Origin of the sequence: Saccharibacillus deserti, from assembly GCF_013618475.1 — a bacterium.
Classification (GTDB): Bacteria; Bacillota; Bacilli; order Paenibacillales; family Paenibacillaceae; genus Saccharibacillus; species Saccharibacillus deserti.
Window position 1 is genome coordinate 447,487 of record NZ_JABJVN010000002.1, and the last position, 17,295, is coordinate 464,781.

At 56.3% G+C, this 17,295-nt stretch carries 14 protein-coding genes; 10 read left to right on the forward strand and 4 right to left on the reverse strand.

Translation table 11 applies throughout. The annotated features are described in order from the left end of the window. From HOP44_RS08040 to mqnC, 3 genes are all read left to right on the forward strand, one after another. Positions 1-1,293 carry a trans-sulfuration enzyme family protein gene (locus tag HOP44_RS08040; RefSeq protein ID WP_172252232.1) on the forward strand — a complete coding sequence of 431 codons (1,293 nt, stop codon included), beginning with the start codon at positions 1-3 and terminating at the stop codon, positions 1,291-1,293. 83 nt (positions 1,294-1,376) lie between these two features. Beyond that, entirely contained in the window at positions 1,377-1,739 is a 363-nt protein-coding gene (locus tag HOP44_RS08045; protein ID WP_172252234.1) for a DUF1304 domain-containing protein, read from the forward strand. Between the two features lie 281 nt (positions 1,740-2,020). Then, the gene (mqnC, locus tag HOP44_RS08050) at positions 2,021-3,157 is read left to right on the forward strand and encodes a cyclic dehypoxanthinyl futalosine synthase (RefSeq protein ID WP_172252236.1); all 1,137 of its coding nucleotides are present in this window, start codon (positions 2,021-2,023) and stop codon (positions 3,155-3,157) included. 105 nt (positions 3,158-3,262) lie between these two features. On the opposite strand, the gene HOP44_RS08055 is transcribed toward mqnC, so the two are convergent. The 4 genes from HOP44_RS08055 to HOP44_RS08070 all read right to left on the reverse strand — a co-directional run bounded on the left by HOP44_RS08055 (position 3,263) and on the right by HOP44_RS08070 (position 8,329). Continuing rightward, positions 3,263-4,288, reverse strand: a complete 1,026-nt coding sequence (locus HOP44_RS08055; RefSeq protein WP_172252238.1) for a FecCD family ABC transporter permease — start codon at positions 4,286-4,288, stop codon at positions 3,263-3,265. Beyond that, positions 4,285-5,292 (reverse strand): FecCD family ABC transporter permease, encoded by a 1,008-nt coding sequence (locus HOP44_RS08060; protein ID WP_172252240.1) that lies wholly within the window; start codon positions 5,290-5,292, stop codon positions 4,285-4,287. Before HOP44_RS08060 ends, HOP44_RS08055 begins: the two co-directional genes overlap by 4 nt. Positions 5,293-5,301: 9 nt before the next feature. Beyond that, positions 5,302-6,246, reverse strand: coding sequence for an iron-hydroxamate ABC transporter substrate-binding protein (locus tag HOP44_RS08065; RefSeq protein WP_172252242.1), 945 nt, complete (start codon positions 6,244-6,246; stop codon positions 5,302-5,304). A 265-nt stretch (positions 6,247-6,511) separates the two neighbouring features. Beyond that, a complete protein-coding gene (locus HOP44_RS08070; protein ID WP_172252244.1) occupies positions 6,512-8,329 on the reverse strand; it encodes a S9 family peptidase in 1,818 nt (605 codons plus the stop codon). A 236-nt stretch (positions 8,330-8,565) separates the two neighbouring features. Between HOP44_RS08070 and HOP44_RS08075 the strand changes: the two genes are divergently transcribed. The 7 genes from HOP44_RS08075 to HOP44_RS08105 all read left to right on the forward strand — a co-directional run bounded on the left by HOP44_RS08075 (position 8,566) and on the right by HOP44_RS08105 (position 17,257). Beyond that, positions 8,566-9,264 carry an HAD family hydrolase gene (locus HOP44_RS08075; protein WP_172252246.1) on the forward strand — a complete coding sequence of 233 codons (699 nt, stop codon included), beginning with the start codon at positions 8,566-8,568 and terminating at the stop codon, positions 9,262-9,264. A gap of 467 nt (positions 9,265-9,731) precedes the next feature. Then, complete coding sequence (thrS, locus tag HOP44_RS08080) at positions 9,732-11,669, forward strand: threonine--tRNA ligase (RefSeq protein WP_172252248.1); 1,938 nt, start codon at positions 9,732-9,734, stop codon at positions 11,667-11,669. A gap of 234 nt (positions 11,670-11,903) precedes the next feature. Beyond that, a complete protein-coding gene (locus HOP44_RS08085; protein ID WP_172252250.1) occupies positions 11,904-12,122 on the forward strand; it encodes a hypothetical protein in 219 nt (72 codons plus the stop codon). A 173-nt stretch (positions 12,123-12,295) separates the two neighbouring features. Then, complete coding sequence (gene liaF / locus HOP44_RS08090; RefSeq protein WP_219915564.1) at positions 12,296-13,561, forward strand: cell wall-active antibiotics response protein LiaF; 1,266 nt, start codon at positions 12,296-12,298, stop codon at positions 13,559-13,561. Between the two features lie 30 nt (positions 13,562-13,591). Next, complete coding sequence (locus HOP44_RS08095; protein ID WP_172252252.1) at positions 13,592-14,716, forward strand: sensor histidine kinase; 1,125 nt, start codon at positions 13,592-13,594, stop codon at positions 14,714-14,716. Then, complete coding sequence (locus HOP44_RS08100) at positions 14,628-15,287, forward strand: response regulator (RefSeq protein WP_172252254.1); 660 nt, start codon at positions 14,628-14,630, stop codon at positions 15,285-15,287. Before HOP44_RS08095 ends, HOP44_RS08100 begins: the two co-directional genes overlap by 89 nt. 320 nt (positions 15,288-15,607) lie before the next feature. Next, positions 15,608-17,257 (forward strand): S1C family serine protease, encoded by a 1,650-nt coding sequence (locus HOP44_RS08105; RefSeq protein WP_172252256.1) that lies wholly within the window; start codon positions 15,608-15,610, stop codon positions 17,255-17,257. Positions 17,258-17,295: the final 38 nt, after the last annotated feature.

The following is a 17,295-nucleotide window of genomic DNA, read 5'->3' on the forward strand; positions in this document are numbered from 1 at the left end:
ATGACGAGCGCCCATAACGAAAATAACGAGCACAGCGGCGGCGAAACTCTGGAGACCGGCACGGAAAAAACGGCCCAACCGCAGGGGCGAACACCGGAGCAGGCAGCGCCCCGGCAGTTGCAGACTCCCGAAGAAGCGGCCCAAGCGCTCAAGAATCGCCATTTCGATACCAAGCTGATCCATTTCGGCGCGGAGATCGATCCGGCGACCGGCGCGTCCAGCGTGCCGATCTACCAGGCGTCGACCTTCCACCATTTCGATATTTACAACCCGCCGCAGTACGATTACAGCCGTTCCGGCAGTCCGACCCGGCAGGCGCTCGAAGATTATATCTCGCTGCTGGAAGGCGGAGCCGGCGGTTATGCGTTCGCATCCGGTATGGCGGCGATTTCGGCGGCGCTGATGATTTTCTCGGCCGGCGATCACCTGATCGTCACGGAAGACGTTTACGGCGGGACATACCGGCTGCTGACGACGATCTTGAGCCGGATGAACATCGAGACGACGTTCGTCGATATGACCGATCTCGCGCAGATCAAAGCGGCGCTGCGTCCGAATACCAAAGGCGTCTATATGGAGACTCCGTCCAATCCGACCCTCAAGATTACCGATATGGGCGCGGTAGCGGAGTGGGCCCAAGCGCACAATCTGTTGACGCTGGTCGACAATACATTCATGACGCCGTATTACCAGCGCCCGATCGAGCAGGGAGTCGATATCGTGCTGCACAGCGCAACCAAGTTCCTCGGCGGGCACAGCGACGTACTGGCGGGGCTTGCGGTAGCGCGCACGCCGGAGCTGGCCGCACAGCTCAAGAAGCTGCAAAACGGACTTGGCACGGTACTTGGTCCGCAGGACAGCTGGCTGCTGATCCGCGGCATGAAGACGCTTGGAGCGCGTATGGAGCGAAGCGAAACGAGTGCCCGCAGATTGGCGCAGTGGCTGTCGGAACGCGAAGACATCGCGGCCGTTTATTATCCCGGGCTGCCCGGGCATCCGGGACGCGAAATCCAGGAAAAACAGTCCACGGGCTACGGCGCGGTGGTCTCGTTTGATGCCGGTTCCGAAGAGCGGGCCAAACGTCTGCTGAGCCGGGTAAAGCTGCCGCTTGTGGCGGTCAGTCTGGGAGCGGTGGAGAGCATTTTGTCGTATCCGCCGATGATGTCGCATGCGGCGATGCCGCGCGAAATTCGTCTGGAACGGGGAATTGCCGACGGTCTGCTGCGCTTTTCGGTCGGTCTGGAGAATATCGACGACCTGATCGCCGATCTGCAGCAGGCTTTGGCCGATTAACTTTCTTCCGGTAAAGGGAGCAATCTTTTTTTTCGATACAATGGGATGGCAGGTACGTGCCTTGAAAGAAAAGGGGAAACAAGATGGAATGGGTGGCCAATATTCTGGTCGCGCTGATCGCGCTGCTGCACGTGTACATTCTGGTACTGGAAATGTTCATGTGGAACAAACCGAGAGGAATGAAAGCCTTCGGTTTGGAACGGAAGTTCGCCGACGCGACGTTGTCGCTGGCAGGCAATCAAGGATTGTATAACGGATTTCTGGCTGCGGGCCTGGTTTTCGGCCTTCTCTATCCGAACGCGGAAGCGGCTGCGCATATCCAGATCTTCTTCTTGGTCTGTGTGATGATCGCCGGTATTTACGGAGCAGCGACAGCCAAGTTCAAGATTCTGTTTATCCAGACGATTCCGGCTTTGATCGCGTTGATTGCCGTACTGATCGCCTGACCGACGTTCTCCGGATTCTTCTTGGTAACGGAGCAAGCCAGCAGTGTCCTGCATACAGATGCGGCGCCGGAAGACCGATTCGCTTTGGCGGATCGGTTTTTTTGCGGTTTGAAGGCGGCAGTTCGCGACAAACATTTTCTTCTCATTTGAAATATGGTAGGATAAACTGTATTGCAATGCTTGTTACAATTTTAAATTTTTAGAATAAAGATTTAAAGTCAAGACCGACCGGATACGACTGGCTTCATTTGAACCTATTTTCACAAAGGAGGCTGCATGAAATGAGTGCGGTTGACAAAATACTGGATAAAGCTTTAAACGGAGGACGTCTCGATGTCGAAGACACGATCGCCCTGTACGAGTCGAACGAAATCGAGAAAATGGGTCACGCCGCCAACGAGCTGATGATTCGCAAAAATCCCGATCCGATCACGACGTTCGTGATTGGGCGCAACGTAAATTATACGAACGTGTGCGACGTTTTTTGCCGTTTCTGCGCGTTTTACCGCCGTCCGGGTTCGCCCGAAGGCTACGTGCTTCCCGATGAAGTGATCCTGCAAAAAATTCAGGAAACCGAAGACGTAGGCGGTACGGAAATCTTGATGCAGGGCGGGGTCAACCCGGATCTGCCGTTCGAATATTATCTGAACATCCTGCGCAAGATCAAGGAGCATTTCCCGAACGTGACCATGCACTCGTTCTCTCCCGCGGAGATCATGAAGATGCAGAAGCTGTCGGGGATGTCGATGGAAGACACCATCCGCGCGATCCACGAAGCGGGACTCGACTCCCTGCCGGGCGGAGGCGGCGAGATTCTCGACGACCGGACCCGCCGCAAGATCAGCCGTCTCAAAGGTTCGTGGCGCGACTGGATGGACGTCATGCAGACGGCGCACAAAGTCGGCATGAACACGACCGCGACGATGGTGATCGGCTTCGGCGAATCGTACGAAGAACGCGCGCTGCATATGATGAGAGTCCGTGAAGCCCAGGACGAGTGCATGCGCAACGGATATGATTCCGAAGGATTCTTGGCCTATATCTCGTGGACGTTCCAGCCGGACAACACGAACATGAAAGTCGAGAAGCAGACTCCGGAGCAGTATTTGCAGAACGTGGCGATCAGCCGCATCGTACTCGACAACATCAAACATTTCCAATCGTCGTGGGTCACCATGGGACCGGAAGTGGGCAAGATGTCGCTGAGTTACGGCTGCGACGATTTCGGCAGTACGATGATGGAAGAAAACGTCGTATCGGCCGCGGGCACGACCCACAAAGTCAATATCGAACAGACCCTGGATATTATCCGCGCCGCGGGCAAGATTCCGGCCCAGCGCGATACCAAATATAACCTGCTCAAAGTGTTCGACGACGAAAGCTACAAGATCCAGCGCGACTTTATCATGCAGAACTAAACGTCCGGCGAGATTCCGGCGTGAGCGCTTCAAATCAAACGCCCCTCCGTTCAAACGGCTGCCCGAAAAGGGACCGAAGAATGGAGGGGCGTTTTTGCCGTTTTTTTAGTTCGTTTTTTTGAGCAGCAGATAAAGAAAGTAAGGGGCACCGATAAACGCCACTACGATACCGGCTGCAATCCCGTTCGGATCGTTCAGATTGCGGCCGATCGTATCGGCGAGCAGCAGCAGCCAGGCTCCGATCAGTACGGAGACCGGGATGAAGCGCTGATGGGCCGGTCCGACCAGCGCGCGTGCGATATGCGGCGCCATCAGCCCGATAAAAGAAATGCCTCCGGTGACGGATACGGCCGAAGCGGCCAAGGCGACAGCGGCCAGCAGCAGCAGAACGCGGTCTTTCTGCACCGGTACCCCGGCTCCGACAGCGGAAGCTTCGCCCAGTGACATTAGATTGAGGGTCCGGGTCTTGATCAGCGCGAAAGGAATCAGCAGAAGCAGCCAGGGCAGCAGCGCGAGAACGAACGGCCAGTCGGTTCCCCAGATATTGCCAGCCAGCCATTTGGAAATAAAGTCGACTTTGACCCGATCGACGGAAGAGATCAGCACGATCATCATGCCCGACAGGGCAGTCGAGAAGCCGACCCCGATCAGAATCAGCCGGATCGGCTGAACGCCTTCTCCCGGGCTGTAGGCCAGCAGATAGATCAGCGCCGCGGTCAGCAGGGCCCCTCCAAAAGCAACGGCAGGCAGCAGGTAGGCGAACGAGCCGACTTCGATCGGTGCGAACAGGAAGAAGACCGTGACGCCCAGTCCGGCCCCCGCGTTGATCCCGACAATGCCCGGATCGGCCAATTCGTTGCGGGTAATCCCCTGCAGGATCGCCCCCGACAGAGCCAGTGCCATACCGGCCAGCAGCGTAATCAAAATACGCGGCAGCCGGATCGAAAACAGTACGAATTCATCTTTGAACGCGCCTTGTCCGAACAGAGTCGGCAGTACCCGGTCAAAAGAAACCGAAGACGAACCCAGGCCCAGACTGACAAAAAAGGTTGCGACAATCAGCAGCAGGAGCAGAGGGAACGCCAAACGGGGCCGGTGCGGCAGACGCAAACGCCGTAAGATCCGGTTCATGAGAGGGATCGGCCTCCTTTGCGTACGATGAACAGAAAGAAAGGCAGACCCAGCACCGAGACGATCGCCACGATCGGGGTTTCCATCGGAGCGTTCAGCATCCGGCCAAGCGTATCGGCCAGCACCATAAAGACGGCGCCGCAGATTGCGGACAAGGGAAGGATCGCCCGATAGTCGGTACCGGCAAAGATCCGAACGACATGCGGAATCATCAATCCGACAAAAGCGAGATTGCCGACCAAGGAAACGGCTGCGCCCGCGAGCAGCGTAATGACGACATAGAGCGCCAGCTTGACCCAGCGGGTGTTCAAACCGAGGCCGACTGCGGTCGACTCGTTGAGGCTGAGCAGCGTCAGGTGCCGCGACAGCAGCAGGGACACGGCAATACCGACCGCAATCACCGGGGAAATCGCCAGCAGCTGGCCCCAGTTCGTCCCGATCAGACCGCCCGAAGTCCACATGGAGACGCTTTTGGAAATTTTGAATTCCAGGCTGATCGCTTCCGCGGCGGCCGACAGCAGCGCGGATACCGCTGCGCCGGCCAGCACCATACGCATGGGAGAAATACTTTTGCCGCGCAGGGCCAGCATGCCGAAGACGAACAGGACGCCAACAGCCGCACCGGCGAAGCAGGCCAGCATCACACCGAAATAGCCGGCTGCCGGCGCAAAAGCAAACACGACAGCCAAAGCCGCATTGGCGCCGGCCGTGACGCCGAGCAGTCCGGGATCGGCCAACGGATTGCGGGTCAGCCCCTGCATGATGGCCCCGGATACGGCCAGCGCGGAACCGACCAGCACGCCGCCGAGTTCCCGGGGCAGCCGCAGTTCGCGGATGATGGAAATGTCGGCGTTCGAGCGGCCGGGATCGTTCAGCGCGATCCAGATGTCCGGCAGCGAGACGTTTTTCGCACCGACGAGGATCGCTCCGACAACGACCAGAAGCAGAAGAAACAGACTCAGCAGCAGCTTAAACGCAAGAGAGCGCGCAACGGTCTTTTTCATCGGAAAAAGTTACTGGCCCAGGAACGATTTTTTGAAGAAATCGAGCTGGTAGTCAAGCGAATAGGCGTCGTTGAAGTAGAAACCCGTCGCATCGACTTCGTACACATGGCCGTTTTGGACAGCCGGGATATTGCGGTACGTATCGGTTTCCTCGAACGAGTTGTCTCCGGTCAGCGTCTTGCTGAAGATGACGTAATCTCCCAGATATTCGGGCAGCACCTCGAGCGAGAGATCGTAGTAACCCTGCTTCGACGTCATTTCTTTGACTTTCTCCGGCATGTTCAGCCCCATAGCTTGATACAGGATTTCCGTTCCGCGTCCCCAGGCGTCGCCGAAGACGTACATTGCTTTGGCATCGCCTTCCATGACGGTTACGGTTTTGTCGGCGCCGATCTTCGCTTTGATTTCTTCGCCGGCTTTTTGCGCGCGGGTCTTGAAGTCCGCGATCCAGGCAGCGCCTTCTTTGCCTTTGTTGACCGCTTTGGCGACTTCTTCGATCTGGGCGAGATAGTCGACTTTGTTGTATGTATACGTGACGAGCGGAGCGATCTGCTTGAGTTTGTCGGCGTTCTTCACGTCGCTTGAAGCGATGATCAGGTCGGGCTGCAGCTCGATGATCTTCTCCACATCGTCGGCGGAGACTTCGGCCACGTCGGCCAGCTGTTCTTTGAAGTTCGGATTGTTCTTGGTCCATGTATCGACACCGACAACCGGAACGCCGAACTGGATCAGTGTGCCCGTATAGCTGGACAGGTCGACGACACGCTGCGGATTGGCCGGCAGTTCGATGGGTCCGTTCTCGGACTCGTAGGTCACCGTTCCAGTCTCGCCCGGAGCGGCTTCGGCCGCGGCGGTCCCGCCTGTGTCGGGATTTGCGGCGGTCGGGGTGGAGCTTCCGCAGGCGCTAAGCGCCAAGACGAAAAGCAGCAGCAGAGGTAACAAAGATTTCTTCATGATTAGATAATCTCCCTTTTGAATAAGATCGCTTAATGAAAACGATAATCGTTATCATTGAATGCAGTATCCAAACATTAAAGCCGGCACGAAAGTTTGTCAATACCGACGAGGAGGTTAATTTTGAAGATTTTTGCGCACCTATGTCCGCACGGGAGAGACGTTCTGCAGTCGGGCCGAGCCAAAAAGACCCGGACGAAGGCGAATGAACTCGCCCCGATCCGGGTCTTGAGTGGGAGTAAGCAATATCGAAAAGAAGGAATAATCAGCCTTTTACAGCGGCCGGCTGCTCTTTGATAGCTTTTTCCAGGAATTCCAGTACGGCGCGGTATACCCGCATTTCATTTTCTTTTTTCAAGAAACCGTGACCTTCGTCTTCCAGCACGATATATTCCACATTCGCGCCTTTTTCCTGAAGAGCCCGCACGATCTTGTCGGACTCGGCCTGTACGACGCGAGGGTCGTTGGCGCCCTGGATCACCAGCATCGGCTTGGTCATCCCGTCCAGATACGTGATCGGCGAATAAGCGATCAGCTTCTCTTTGTCCGCAACCGGATCGCCGACCCATTTGTTCATGATCGGCTTCCAGTGTTCGGGAACCGATTCGATAAACGAGAACAGGTCGCTCGGACCGAAGATATCAACGACGGCTTTGAAATAATCGGCGTGTCGTCCGTGGAGGAGCAGGGCCATATAACCGCCGAAGCTTCCGCCCATCAGCAGCAGTTTGTCCCGATTGGCGTAGCCGTTTTCCACGATCCAGTCCAGACCGGCGATGTTGTCCAGTCTCGGTCCGTCTCCCCAGTCGCCTTCGACGAGTTTGCAGAAGGACAGTCCGTAGCCGGTGGAACCTCTGAAGTTCGGAGCGAAGATGTCGAAGCCCCGGCTGACGAGGAACTGGAACAACGAGCGGAAAGCGAGCCGTTCCGATGCCTGCGGTCCGCCGTGCGGCCACAAGATCGTATGTCCGTTGGAAGACTCTTCCGAAGCCCGGAAGAAAAGGGATTCGATCTTCAGTCCGTCGAACGACGGATACGTGAGAACTTCCGGACGTACGAGCTGTTCTTCGGAGATGCCGGGAACGCCGTAATTCGTGCAGCGCGTCCACTCTTCGGACAAACGTTCTTTTTTGAAAATATTGGTCGGACTGACGGCGCTGCGGCCGAGCACATACAGATTGCCGCTGTCGGACACTTTGACCGAAGAGATGGCGTCCACCGGAAGCGGAACGCCGCCGAGAGCTCCGCTTTCGAGATCGTAGGTGTACAAATAGTCGGATACGCCTTTGCTTGCGGTCAGATAGAGCTGTCCGCGTTCTTTATCGTAGATAACGGAAGTGAAATCGACACCTTCGAGTTCAAGCAGCTTGGTCTTCGTCTCGCTTTCGATATCGTACCGGGCCAAATAAGAAAAATCGCCGCCCGCATTCGTCAGGAAATGCAGTTCGTGCTTGCCCGTAAACACGGAATCGGACACCGTATACTCGCCTTCGGCTTCCGGATCGAGCGAGACATGCTTATCGCCGAAGCAGAGGAAAGCGGGCGCATACGTATTGGCAAAATGCTTGACGTAAACGAGATATTCTTCCTTGGGACTGACGTCGATCAGGAAGATCGAGGCGTCGCCGGAACCTTGAAGTACCGAAACTTCCTGGCCTGTCTTCAGGTCGCAGCATAGGGCGCTGAGATAGGTCGGATCTTCTTTGGTCGACGTATAATAGAGGCGTTTGCCGTCCTCCGAAAGGATCGGATTCATATGCCGGTGGCCTTCTTTGACGCACAGCGGAAGAAGTTCGCCCCCATGCGGCTGCAGAGCGTAAAGCTGCGAATTTTCGTCGCCGTCATGATCGAATCCGGCGACGAGGAAGCGACCGCGTTTGTCATATTGGATAGAATCGCAGCTCTGTCCGTTAAAAGTAAGCGGATACGGAAAAGTATTCGGAAGATCCATTGCCCAGAGATCGAACTTGCCGCTGAGATTGGTGCTGAACACAACCTGTCCTTCATCCGGACTGACCGCAAAATCCTGAATCGCGAACGTACGGAAGAACTGCTCGACATCGGGTTTTTTGAACGTTAGCATGGAATCCTCCTTGTGTCGGCTTGCAGCCGGTTAGTGGGATGTTGCAGGACGTACACTACATAAAGATTCGCCGCGGCAAATGAAACTCCTGCCCAAATCGTATGAAAAACCGCCAATTCCAAATCGAGGAAACTGTCGATCCCGACCGGGAAAGAAGAGAAATGCACGGAATGGGGTAATAAGAAATCATGGACATAACAAAATGAACATAATCATATAAAGAAGGAGAGAACCCCATGAACCCATCCTCTACTTTTAACGCCGCCGGCATCGAGGTGATCGCCTTCGATCTGGACGGGACGCTGATCGACACGTCGGAAGCGATGTACGACGTCAATCACCGCGTATTCGAAGAAGCGATCCGAAACGGGGACGCCGCGCATCAACCTTCCAAAGAAACGATTCGCTCGGCATTTGGCATGACGGGCCAAGAAGCGTGGAAAGTCGTAGCGGCCGAGCTGGACGAAGAAAAGCAGGACCGTTACAAACAGCGTCACGACGAGCGGCTCGGAGAAGCCATGCGGGAGCGTTCTTATGCGCTTGACGGAGTTCCGCAGCTGCTTCGGCGGCTGTCCGGGAAGTATGAGCTGGCAACGGCCAGCAACTGCGGCCAAGACTATCTGGACCGCGTATTGGACATCGACGATCTGGCCGGTCTGATTCGCTATCCGCTGTGTGCGGGAAACGTAGGCGCCAAGCGAAAAAGCGAGGTGCTGCAGGAACTGCTCCGGCGCAGCGGACGGGGAGCGGACCGCGTGCTTATGGTAGGGGACCGCAAATCCGATATTGAAGCGGCCAAAGAAGCGGGAGTGGCGGTGATCGGCGTTCGCTCGGAATTTGCCGAAGCCGGGGAACTCGACGGAGCGGACGCGGTGATCGACAGCATCGGCGAATTGGAGTCTCTGCTCCAAAGCTCCGCCGACCGTTCGGCCTGATTGCATAGCCGGCGAAAGTCCGTATCCGTGCGGGAAGACGCGCCCGGCCAAGCCTTGACGCTCGTTGCGGTACCGCTTATAATGAACAGCAGCAAAAGCAACGACGAAGACAACAATGCCAGGTGCCCGGTACCGTCCCAGAGAGAGGAAACGATGGCTGAAATTTCCTCCGGATCGATCTGCATTTACCCCTTCCGAGCTGCGTTTTCGAACCCCTGACGTACGGCCGGCGGAGTCCTCCGCAAGCTTGACGCATACGGGCAGTAGAGAACGCCGGACCGCACTTCCGTTATTTATGTGCTCAATGAGGGCTTATCGCCTGCCTTCGGTCCGAGAAGACCGGGTGGCGGACCTACGGCCGAATCAGGGTGGAACCACGGGTATAACGCTCGTCCCTTCGCGGGACGGGCGTTTTTTGCGCGCGTTTCGCGGCCCATTTTCCCAAATTTAAAGGAGGAATTTTAATCATGGCCATCTCTATCAGCCTGCCGGACGGCTCTGTCCGGGAATACGCGGACGGGAGCACAATCGAAGACGTCGCTGCGTCGATCAGCAGCAGCCTGCGCAAAAATGCGCTTGCCGGCAAACAAAACGGAATCGTGGTCGATCTCAGTACGAAGCTCGAGAACGGCGCGCAGATCGAAATCGTGATGCCCGGTTCGCCGGAAGGGCTTGAAGTGGTTCGCCACAGTACGGCCCACCTGACGGCCCAAGCGGTACGCCGTCTGTTCGGTACGAAAGAAGTGAAACTCGGTATCGGTCCCGTGATCGAAGAAGGTTTCTACTATGATATGGATCTCGAGCACGGTCTGAATCCGGAAGATCTCCAGAAGATCGAAAAGGAAATGGAGCGGATCGTCGGCGAGAACCTGCCGATTACCCGCCGCGAAGTCAGCCGCGAAGAAGCGCTGAAAATCTTCGGCGAGCTGGGTGATCCTTACAAGATCGAACTGATCGAGGCGCTGCCGGAAGAAGCGGCGATCACGATCTACGATCAAGGCGAATTCTTCGACCTGTGCCGCGGACCGCACGTACCGTCGACCGGCAAGCTCAAAATCTTCAAGCTGCTCAGCGTAGCCGGCGCTTACTGGCGCGGCGACAGCAAGAACAAAATGCTGCAGCGGATCTACGGCACGGCTTTCTTCAAGAAAGCGGAACTGGACGAGCATCTGCACTTCCTCGAAGAAGCCAAAAAGCGCGACCACCGGAAGCTTGGCAAAGATCTCAAGATGTTCACGTTCAGCAATCTGGTCGGTCAGGGTCTGCCGATCTGGCTGCCAAACGGCGCCAAGCTGCGCCGGACGCTGGAGCGCTATATCGTCGATCTGGAAGAAAGCCTCGGCTACCAGCACGTGTACACGCCGGTTATGGGCAACGTGGAACTGTACAAAACATCCGGTCACTGGGAACATTACCAGGAAGACATGTTCCCGCCGATGGAGCTTGACAACGAATCGCTCGTTCTGCGTCCGATGAACTGTCCGCACCATATGATGGTCTACAAAAACGATATGCACAGCTACCGCGAACTGCCGATCCGGATCGCCGAACTCGGTCTGATGCACCGGTACGAAATGTCCGGCGCGCTGACCGGTTTCCACCGCGTGCGCGCGATGACGCTGAACGACGCGCATATCTTCTGCCGTCCGGACCAGATCAAGGAAGAGTTCGGCCGCGTCGTGAAGCTGATCGCCAAAGTGTACGAAGATTTCGGCATCGACAGCTACCGTTTCCGTCTGTCTTACCGCGATCCGCAGGATACCGAGAAGTATTTCCAGAACGACGAGATGTGGGAAATGTCCCAGCGCATGCTGCGCGAAGTCGTCGAAGAACTCGATCTGCCGTTCTACGAAGCGGAAGGCGAAGCGGCGTTCTACGGACCGAAGCTCGACGTACAGATCAAGACCGCACTTGGCAAGGAAGAGACGCTGTCGACCGCACAGCTCGACTTCCTGCTGCCTGAACGTTTCGAACTCGAATACGTAGGCGACGACGGCCAGAAGCATCGTCCGGTCGTCATCCACCGCGGCATCATCAGCACCATGGAACGCTTCACGGCATTCCTGTTGGAGAACTTCGCCGGCAATCTGCCGCTGTGGCTGTCGCCGATGCAGGCGAAGATCATTCCGGTATCGGGCAACTACAGCGAGTACGCCGAGCAGGTGGCGGACCGCTTAAGAGAATCCGGAATTCGCGTCGAGACGGACGTGCGCAACGAGAAGCTCGGCTACAAGATCCGCGAAGCCCAGCTGGAAAAAGCGCCGTACATGTTCGTCGTCGGCGAGAACGAGAAAGAAGCGGGCGGCGTATCCGTACGCAAGCGCGGCGAAGGCGACCTCGGCGCGAAGCCGCTGGACGAAGTGATTGCCATGCTGCAGGAAGAGATCCGTACCCGCAAAATTTAACGGTCGGCACGAGTTCTTCTTGGGTTTCGAAATTGGGCCGCTCCTTTCGGGGAGCGGCTTTCTGCTGTGCCTGCGGCTGCGCAGCCGCAACGTTCTCGGCCTTGCGACCGGGACAGCTCCGACTGCAGGCGGCAGCGAAGTTCCCTCTCCGGCCGGATCGAAAGATCGTTCGCGCGCAGCTTCGTACCGACGCCTTTTTGCCGCATACTGAAAAAAACGAAGGAGGCGCGGACAATGGGAACCTACGCACGCAGAAGAACGAGAAGAAACAAGCTGCTGAGCCAAGCTTACGGCTGGCTGTTCGGAAAGCGGGAGAATCGGGGAAGCGGCGGCACACGTACGGCGGCGGAGACGGATTTTTATACCGGCGAGAGCACTCTGAAACGGGTATTCGACTATACGCAGGAATTGAACCGGGAATTGACGATCGGCCTGCTGCGCAGCCGGTTCTGACCCGAACTTCGCTTGCGGCCCGACTGCGGCGTCTCGGTCTTGAGACCGAGGCGACTTTCATTCCCGCGCCGCTTCCGCAAGAAGAAGGCTTCCGGTAAAGTAAAGGCATAACCACGAAGTTCCCGGAGCATGAACGAATGTTTCCGGCCCTTATAGAAGAGGAGGAGAGTATAATGAAGAAGAGCGGAGCGTTGTGGCTGATCGCGATCGGCGGTATTTTCCTGGCGTACCAGCTCGGATATATCAGTTTCAGTATCGGGGATTTGATTCGGACATTCTGGCCGATGATTCTGATCCTGGTCGGACTGCAGCACTTGATCAGCAAAAAGAAGCACAGCTCAAGCCGGGCAGGCAATGTGATCCTGATTGCGATCGGCGGGTATTTCCAGGCCCGAAATCTGGAACTTACCGTACTCAGCCCGGGCGAATTTTTCAAATTCCTGATTCCGGCGGCGCTGATTGCAACGGGCATTTATGTCCTGTTGAAACCGAAAAGCTCGCCGGAATATCCGGTTCATCATTCGAATCAAGAAGAATTTCACGGCGGTATGCCGGATACGCCGCCTGTCCCTCCCATGCCAATCGAGCCGCTCGAATCGCCGCTTGACCGCATGTTCGTGAATTTGGACAAGGAAGATGGCGCTCCCGGCAGCGAACCCCGCAAACGGTACGACTGGCAGCCCGAAGAGGAAGGACGCCGGGACTTCGGCCAAAGCCGCGAACGCTCCGGCAGTGCCGGGGAATTCCACAAAATCGGCGATATGGCCCGCGATTTGGGCAAACAGACCGCCGACCAGATGCGCAAAATCGACTTTTCACGCATCGCGGACGAGGTGAAGCAGGAAGTAGACAGCGCGATGAAAGATTTGAAAAAATCGATGCACAAGGATGGAGGCAAAAAAACGACTCCCGGCATCTCGCTTGAAAAAGAGCCGTTTCCGGATGATTTCCCGGAAGACGACCGGTTCTACGACGACTGCCGGGAAGACGGCAGAAGCCGGGAGTACGATCGTTCGCAAATGAAGCAGGCACGCGAGAAAGCGGATAAAGGCAAAAAAGAGAAGATGGTGAACGAGTCGAGCTTCGTCGGCGATTATTATATCGGCAAAGATTATTTCCGGCTCAAGCCGCTGAATATCTCCCACTTTATCGGGGATACGGTGATCGATCTGACCAAAGCGCAGATCCCTTACGGCACGACGAAGATCAATATCTCCTGCTTTATCGGCGATGTGGTCGTCTATGTGCCAAACGATCCCGAACTCGGCGTTCGCGCCAACAGCAGTTCTTTCCTGGGCGACCATAACGTACTGGGAAGCACGAGATCCGGGATTGTCAGCGGCGTGGACGAGACCCGGAATTACGACGAATGCGCCAAACGGATCAAAATTTCGGTAAGCTCCTTTATAGGGGATGTGCATGTGACAAGGGTCGGTTAATTCGATCAAGACGGGGTGAAGGGTGTCCTTATGGGGAACTTATTGAAAAACACCAAATGGGAACTGATTTTGTACTTCCTGCTCAGCGGCGGAATTCTCGCCGCTTTGTTGTATTGGTTCAGCCTGTACGGATTCGTACAGGTTTTTCCGCGAAGAATCTGGGTCTTTTATCTGCTGGCCGCCGTGCTTGTCGCGGTTATTACCGGTTACGTGGCGGGACAGCGTATTCAGCGCCGGATCGATGTGCTGCATTACAGTATGCTTCAGGTGTCGCAGGGCAATCTGGGTCTGCGTCTGGGCGATACGGAAGACCAGTCGTTCACGCGCGTGTACCGCGAATTCAATGCCATGATGAATTCGATCGAGACCAAGACCAAACTGCTGCAAAAACTCGGCGAAAGCGACGCGGTCGACAAAGAACAGCTGGTCGAGAGCGCGGTGCGCGAAGAACGCCGCCGAATGGCGCGCGATCTGCACGACTCGGTCAGCCAGCAGATTTTTGCGATTCATATGTCTGCCGCTTCGCTGCCCAAAGTGCTGGAGCGAAATCCGGATGCGGCGGATGCGGTCATGCGGCAGCTGATCCAGATGTCCAATCTGGCCCAGCGGCAGATGCGAGCGCTTATTGCGCAGCTGCGGCCGGTCGAGCTGGAAGGGATTGCGCTGCCGGCGGCACTCGATCGCTGGTTCCCCGATTACTGTATCCAGAACGGGCTGAAAGGGGTCAAAGACGTCGAGCTTTGCAACGAGCTGTCCGAAGCGATCGAGCAGCAGCTGTTTCTGATCGTGCAGGAAGCGATGGCCAACATCGTCAAGCATGCCCAGGCCGGTATAGTCAGCTTGTCGCTGCGCGAAAACGAACGGCAGGTGCTGCTGTCGATCAGCGATGACGGACGGGGCTTCTCGGGCGGCGCCGCGCAGAAGCAGGGTTCCTACGGCCTGCTGACGATGCGGGAAAGAGCGGAGAAGCTGGGCGGACGCGCAGAAATTTTGTCAAAACCGGGGGCGGGAACGACTATCCGGGTACATATTCCAAAATTCACAGAAGGAAAGGCAGTGGAGGAGCATGGAGAAGATCAAGATCCTGCTGGCGGACGATCACGACATGGTAAGAATGGGACTGAAGACTTACCTGATGCTGGAGCCGGGGTTTGAAGTCATCGGAGAAGCGGCAAACGGACGCGAGGTACTGGAACGGCTGCGGGCCTTATCCGCCGAGCAGGGCGTAATGCCCGATATGGTCCTGATGGATCTGATGATGCCGGAGATGAACGGTACCGAAGCGACCCGCTTGGTCGTGTCCGAATTTCCGTCTGTGCGCGTCGTGATGCTGACCAGTTTTCTCGAAGACAAGCTGGTTATGGAAGCGATCGAAGCGGGGGCGGTCAGCTATGTGCTGAAGACCGTTACGGCGGAAGAATTGATCTATGCGCTCAAAGGCGCTTATCGCGGTATGCCGGTGATGACGGGTGACGTCTCCCAAGCGCTCACGCGCGGGATTCGTCAGCGGACCGTGGAAGCCGATTCGTCGCCGCTGACCGAACGGGAAAAAGAAGTGCTGCTGCTGATCGCCGAAGGCATGGGCAACAAAGAGATCGGGGAAGAACTGCATATCAGTATCAAAACGGTCAAAACCCATGTCAGCAATCTGCTGATGAAGTGCGAACTGGAAGACCGGACACAGCTTGCGATCTATGCGCACCGGCAGGGCATGGTTCGCTCATGAATCCTGCTTGACAGACGTTCCGACTTTTCGGCCGGCATACAAGGTATGCGCTCCGCACAAGTCCATCAAGCTTTTGAAAAGTCTCTGTTCCTTTCGATCCGGGAAGGAAGAGGCTTTTTTTGGGTTGTGTTGAGATTTATCCGCTTTCTTATCTATCTTTATACCTCTTTTAAGGTGCAATTAAGGTTGCTGGGCGAAAATAAGGACAGAAGCAAACAGCGGCGCCGAACTTTTCGAACGGCGCTTTCCACCCGGTTATCCCAAAAGCGGTTCACATTTACGTTATTCGGCATAGGCCGATACGCGAGGAGGAAATAGAGATGGACGAAAAGAAATACGGAAATTCTTTTGAAGACAACAATGCGGAAGGCCGTGCCCAAAGCGGCGGTCACAGCGAGAATCCCGGCAGCGGTTCCTCCGAGCGGAAAGGCACCAACCCGGACGGCTCTTCTTATTATTATTCTTACGGGCCATTCCAGTCGGTCGGTTCGTCCGATCCGGAAGTGCCCAAAGTCCAAGAGGTTGAAGTGACGCCTCCGAGTGCCGTAAGGGGATACGATTCCTACGGAACGCCAACCGGTTCGAACGGTTCCGCACCGGGCGGAAAATCGGGCGGCAACTGGAATTATAATCAGAAACCGAAATCTTCGTTCAGAAATGCCCTGACCTCGTTCGCGGCGGGAGCGCTCGGCGCTATCGTGATTACCGGCTCGGTCTTCACGGCAGGACACGCCGGTTGGTTCTCGGGCGAAGAAGCGGCGGCCACCCCGGCTGCGGCTACGGCGACCGCACCGGCGAATCCGAGCGGCGTATCCACCGCTGCATATACGATCGCTTCGTCCAAGGATATCTCGGACGTCGTGAATCAGGCCAGCCCTTCGGTCGTCAAGATCGAGACGCTCTCCAAAGGCGGATCTTCAAGCACGCAGGGCAACTATAACGATCCGTTCTTCCGGTACTTCTACGGCGATTCCCAAGGCAGCGAAAATAACGGCGGCTCCGGTACAAACTCCGAGTCTTCGCCGGATCAGCTGACTCCGCTGGGACTCGGAACAGGTTTCATTTTCGATAAAGAAGGCTATATCCTGACGAACAATCACGTGGTTGAAGGCGGAGACGTGATCCAGGTTACGCTGGACGGTACGACCAAGCCTTACGAAGCGAAATTGCTCGGTCATAGCGCCGATCTTGACCTGGCCGTTCTGAAAATCACCAGCACCGACGGCAGCGACTTCCCGTACATCTCGCTGGGCGATTCCGATGCTACGGCAATCGGCAACTGGGTAGTGGCGATCGGCAATCCGGAAGGTTTCGAACATACGGTAACGGCCGGTGTCCTGAGCGCCAAAGAACGTCAAATTTCCATTGCCGACGAAACGACAGGGAAAGCGACCGAATACAAGCATCTTCTGCAGACCGACGCGTCGATCAATCCGGGCAACTCCGGCGGCCCGCTGCTTAATCTGAACGGCGAAGTGATCGGTATGAACACGGCCGTCAGCACCGAAGCGCAGGGGATCGGCTTCGCGATTTCTTCCAATACGATCAAGGGCGTCGTCGAACAGCTCAAGAACAACGAAGAAATTCCGAAAGAAGCCGTTCCGTTTATCGGCGCGAGTCTGACCACCATGTCCGACAGTATCGCGCAGCAGATGGGCGTCGATACCAAAGAAGGTTCGCTGGTCAGCGAAGTGCTGTACGGATCTCCGGCTTACAAAGCCGATCTGCGCAGCTACGATATCATCACGGGTGTGAACGGTACGCCGTATGCGACCAGCCAGGATCTGATTGCGGCGATCCAGAAGCTCAAAGTCGGAACGGAAGTCACGCTGAACGTCGTGCGCAACGACAAAAAGGTCGATCTGAAAGTGACGGTAGGCGACCGGAACGAATACGACGAATCGGCTGCGGCCCAGCAGAACAACAACAGCCAAGGCAATAACGGATTGACCAATCCGTTCGGCAGATAATCGTTTTGTCCGCTGCCGCGGCAGAACGCTCAATACGG

Coding starts and splice junctions, on each gene's coding strand:
- HOP44_RS08095 (WP_172252252.1), top strand. CDS start 13,592: ATGGGGAACTTATTGAAAAACACCAAATGGGAACTGATTTTGTACTTC.
- thrS (WP_172252248.1), top strand. CDS start 9,732: ATGGCCATCTCTATCAGCCTGCCGGACGGCTCTGTCCGGGAATACGCG.
- HOP44_RS08070 (WP_172252244.1), bottom strand. CDS start 8,329: ATGCTAACGTTCAAAAAACCCGATGTCGAGCAGTTCTTCCGTACGTTC.
- HOP44_RS08065 (WP_172252242.1), bottom strand. CDS start 6,246: ATGAAGAAATCTTTGTTACCTCTGCTGCTGCTTTTCGTCTTGGCGCTT.
- HOP44_RS08100 (WP_172252254.1), top strand. CDS start 14,628: ATGGAGAAGATCAAGATCCTGCTGGCGGACGATCACGACATGGTAAGA.
- HOP44_RS08075 (WP_172252246.1), top strand. CDS start 8,566: ATGAACCCATCCTCTACTTTTAACGCCGCCGGCATCGAGGTGATCGCC.
- HOP44_RS08055 (WP_172252238.1), bottom strand. CDS start 4,288: ATGAACCGGATCTTACGGCGTTTGCGTCTGCCGCACCGGCCCCGTTTG.
- HOP44_RS08060 (WP_172252240.1), bottom strand. CDS start 5,292: ATGAAAAAGACCGTTGCGCGCTCTCTTGCGTTTAAGCTGCTGCTGAGT.
- HOP44_RS08040 (WP_172252232.1), top strand. CDS start 1: ATGACGAGCGCCCATAACGAAAATAACGAGCACAGCGGCGGCGAAACT.
- liaF (WP_219915564.1), top strand. CDS start 12,296: ATGAAGAAGAGCGGAGCGTTGTGGCTGATCGCGATCGGCGGTATTTTC.
- HOP44_RS08105 (WP_172252256.1), top strand. CDS start 15,608: ATGGACGAAAAGAAATACGGAAATTCTTTTGAAGACAACAATGCGGAA.
- HOP44_RS08045 (WP_172252234.1), top strand. CDS start 1,377: ATGGAATGGGTGGCCAATATTCTGGTCGCGCTGATCGCGCTGCTGCAC.
- HOP44_RS08085 (WP_172252250.1), top strand. CDS start 11,904: ATGGGAACCTACGCACGCAGAAGAACGAGAAGAAACAAGCTGCTGAGC.
- mqnC (WP_172252236.1), top strand. CDS start 2,021: ATGAGTGCGGTTGACAAAATACTGGATAAAGCTTTAAACGGAGGACGT.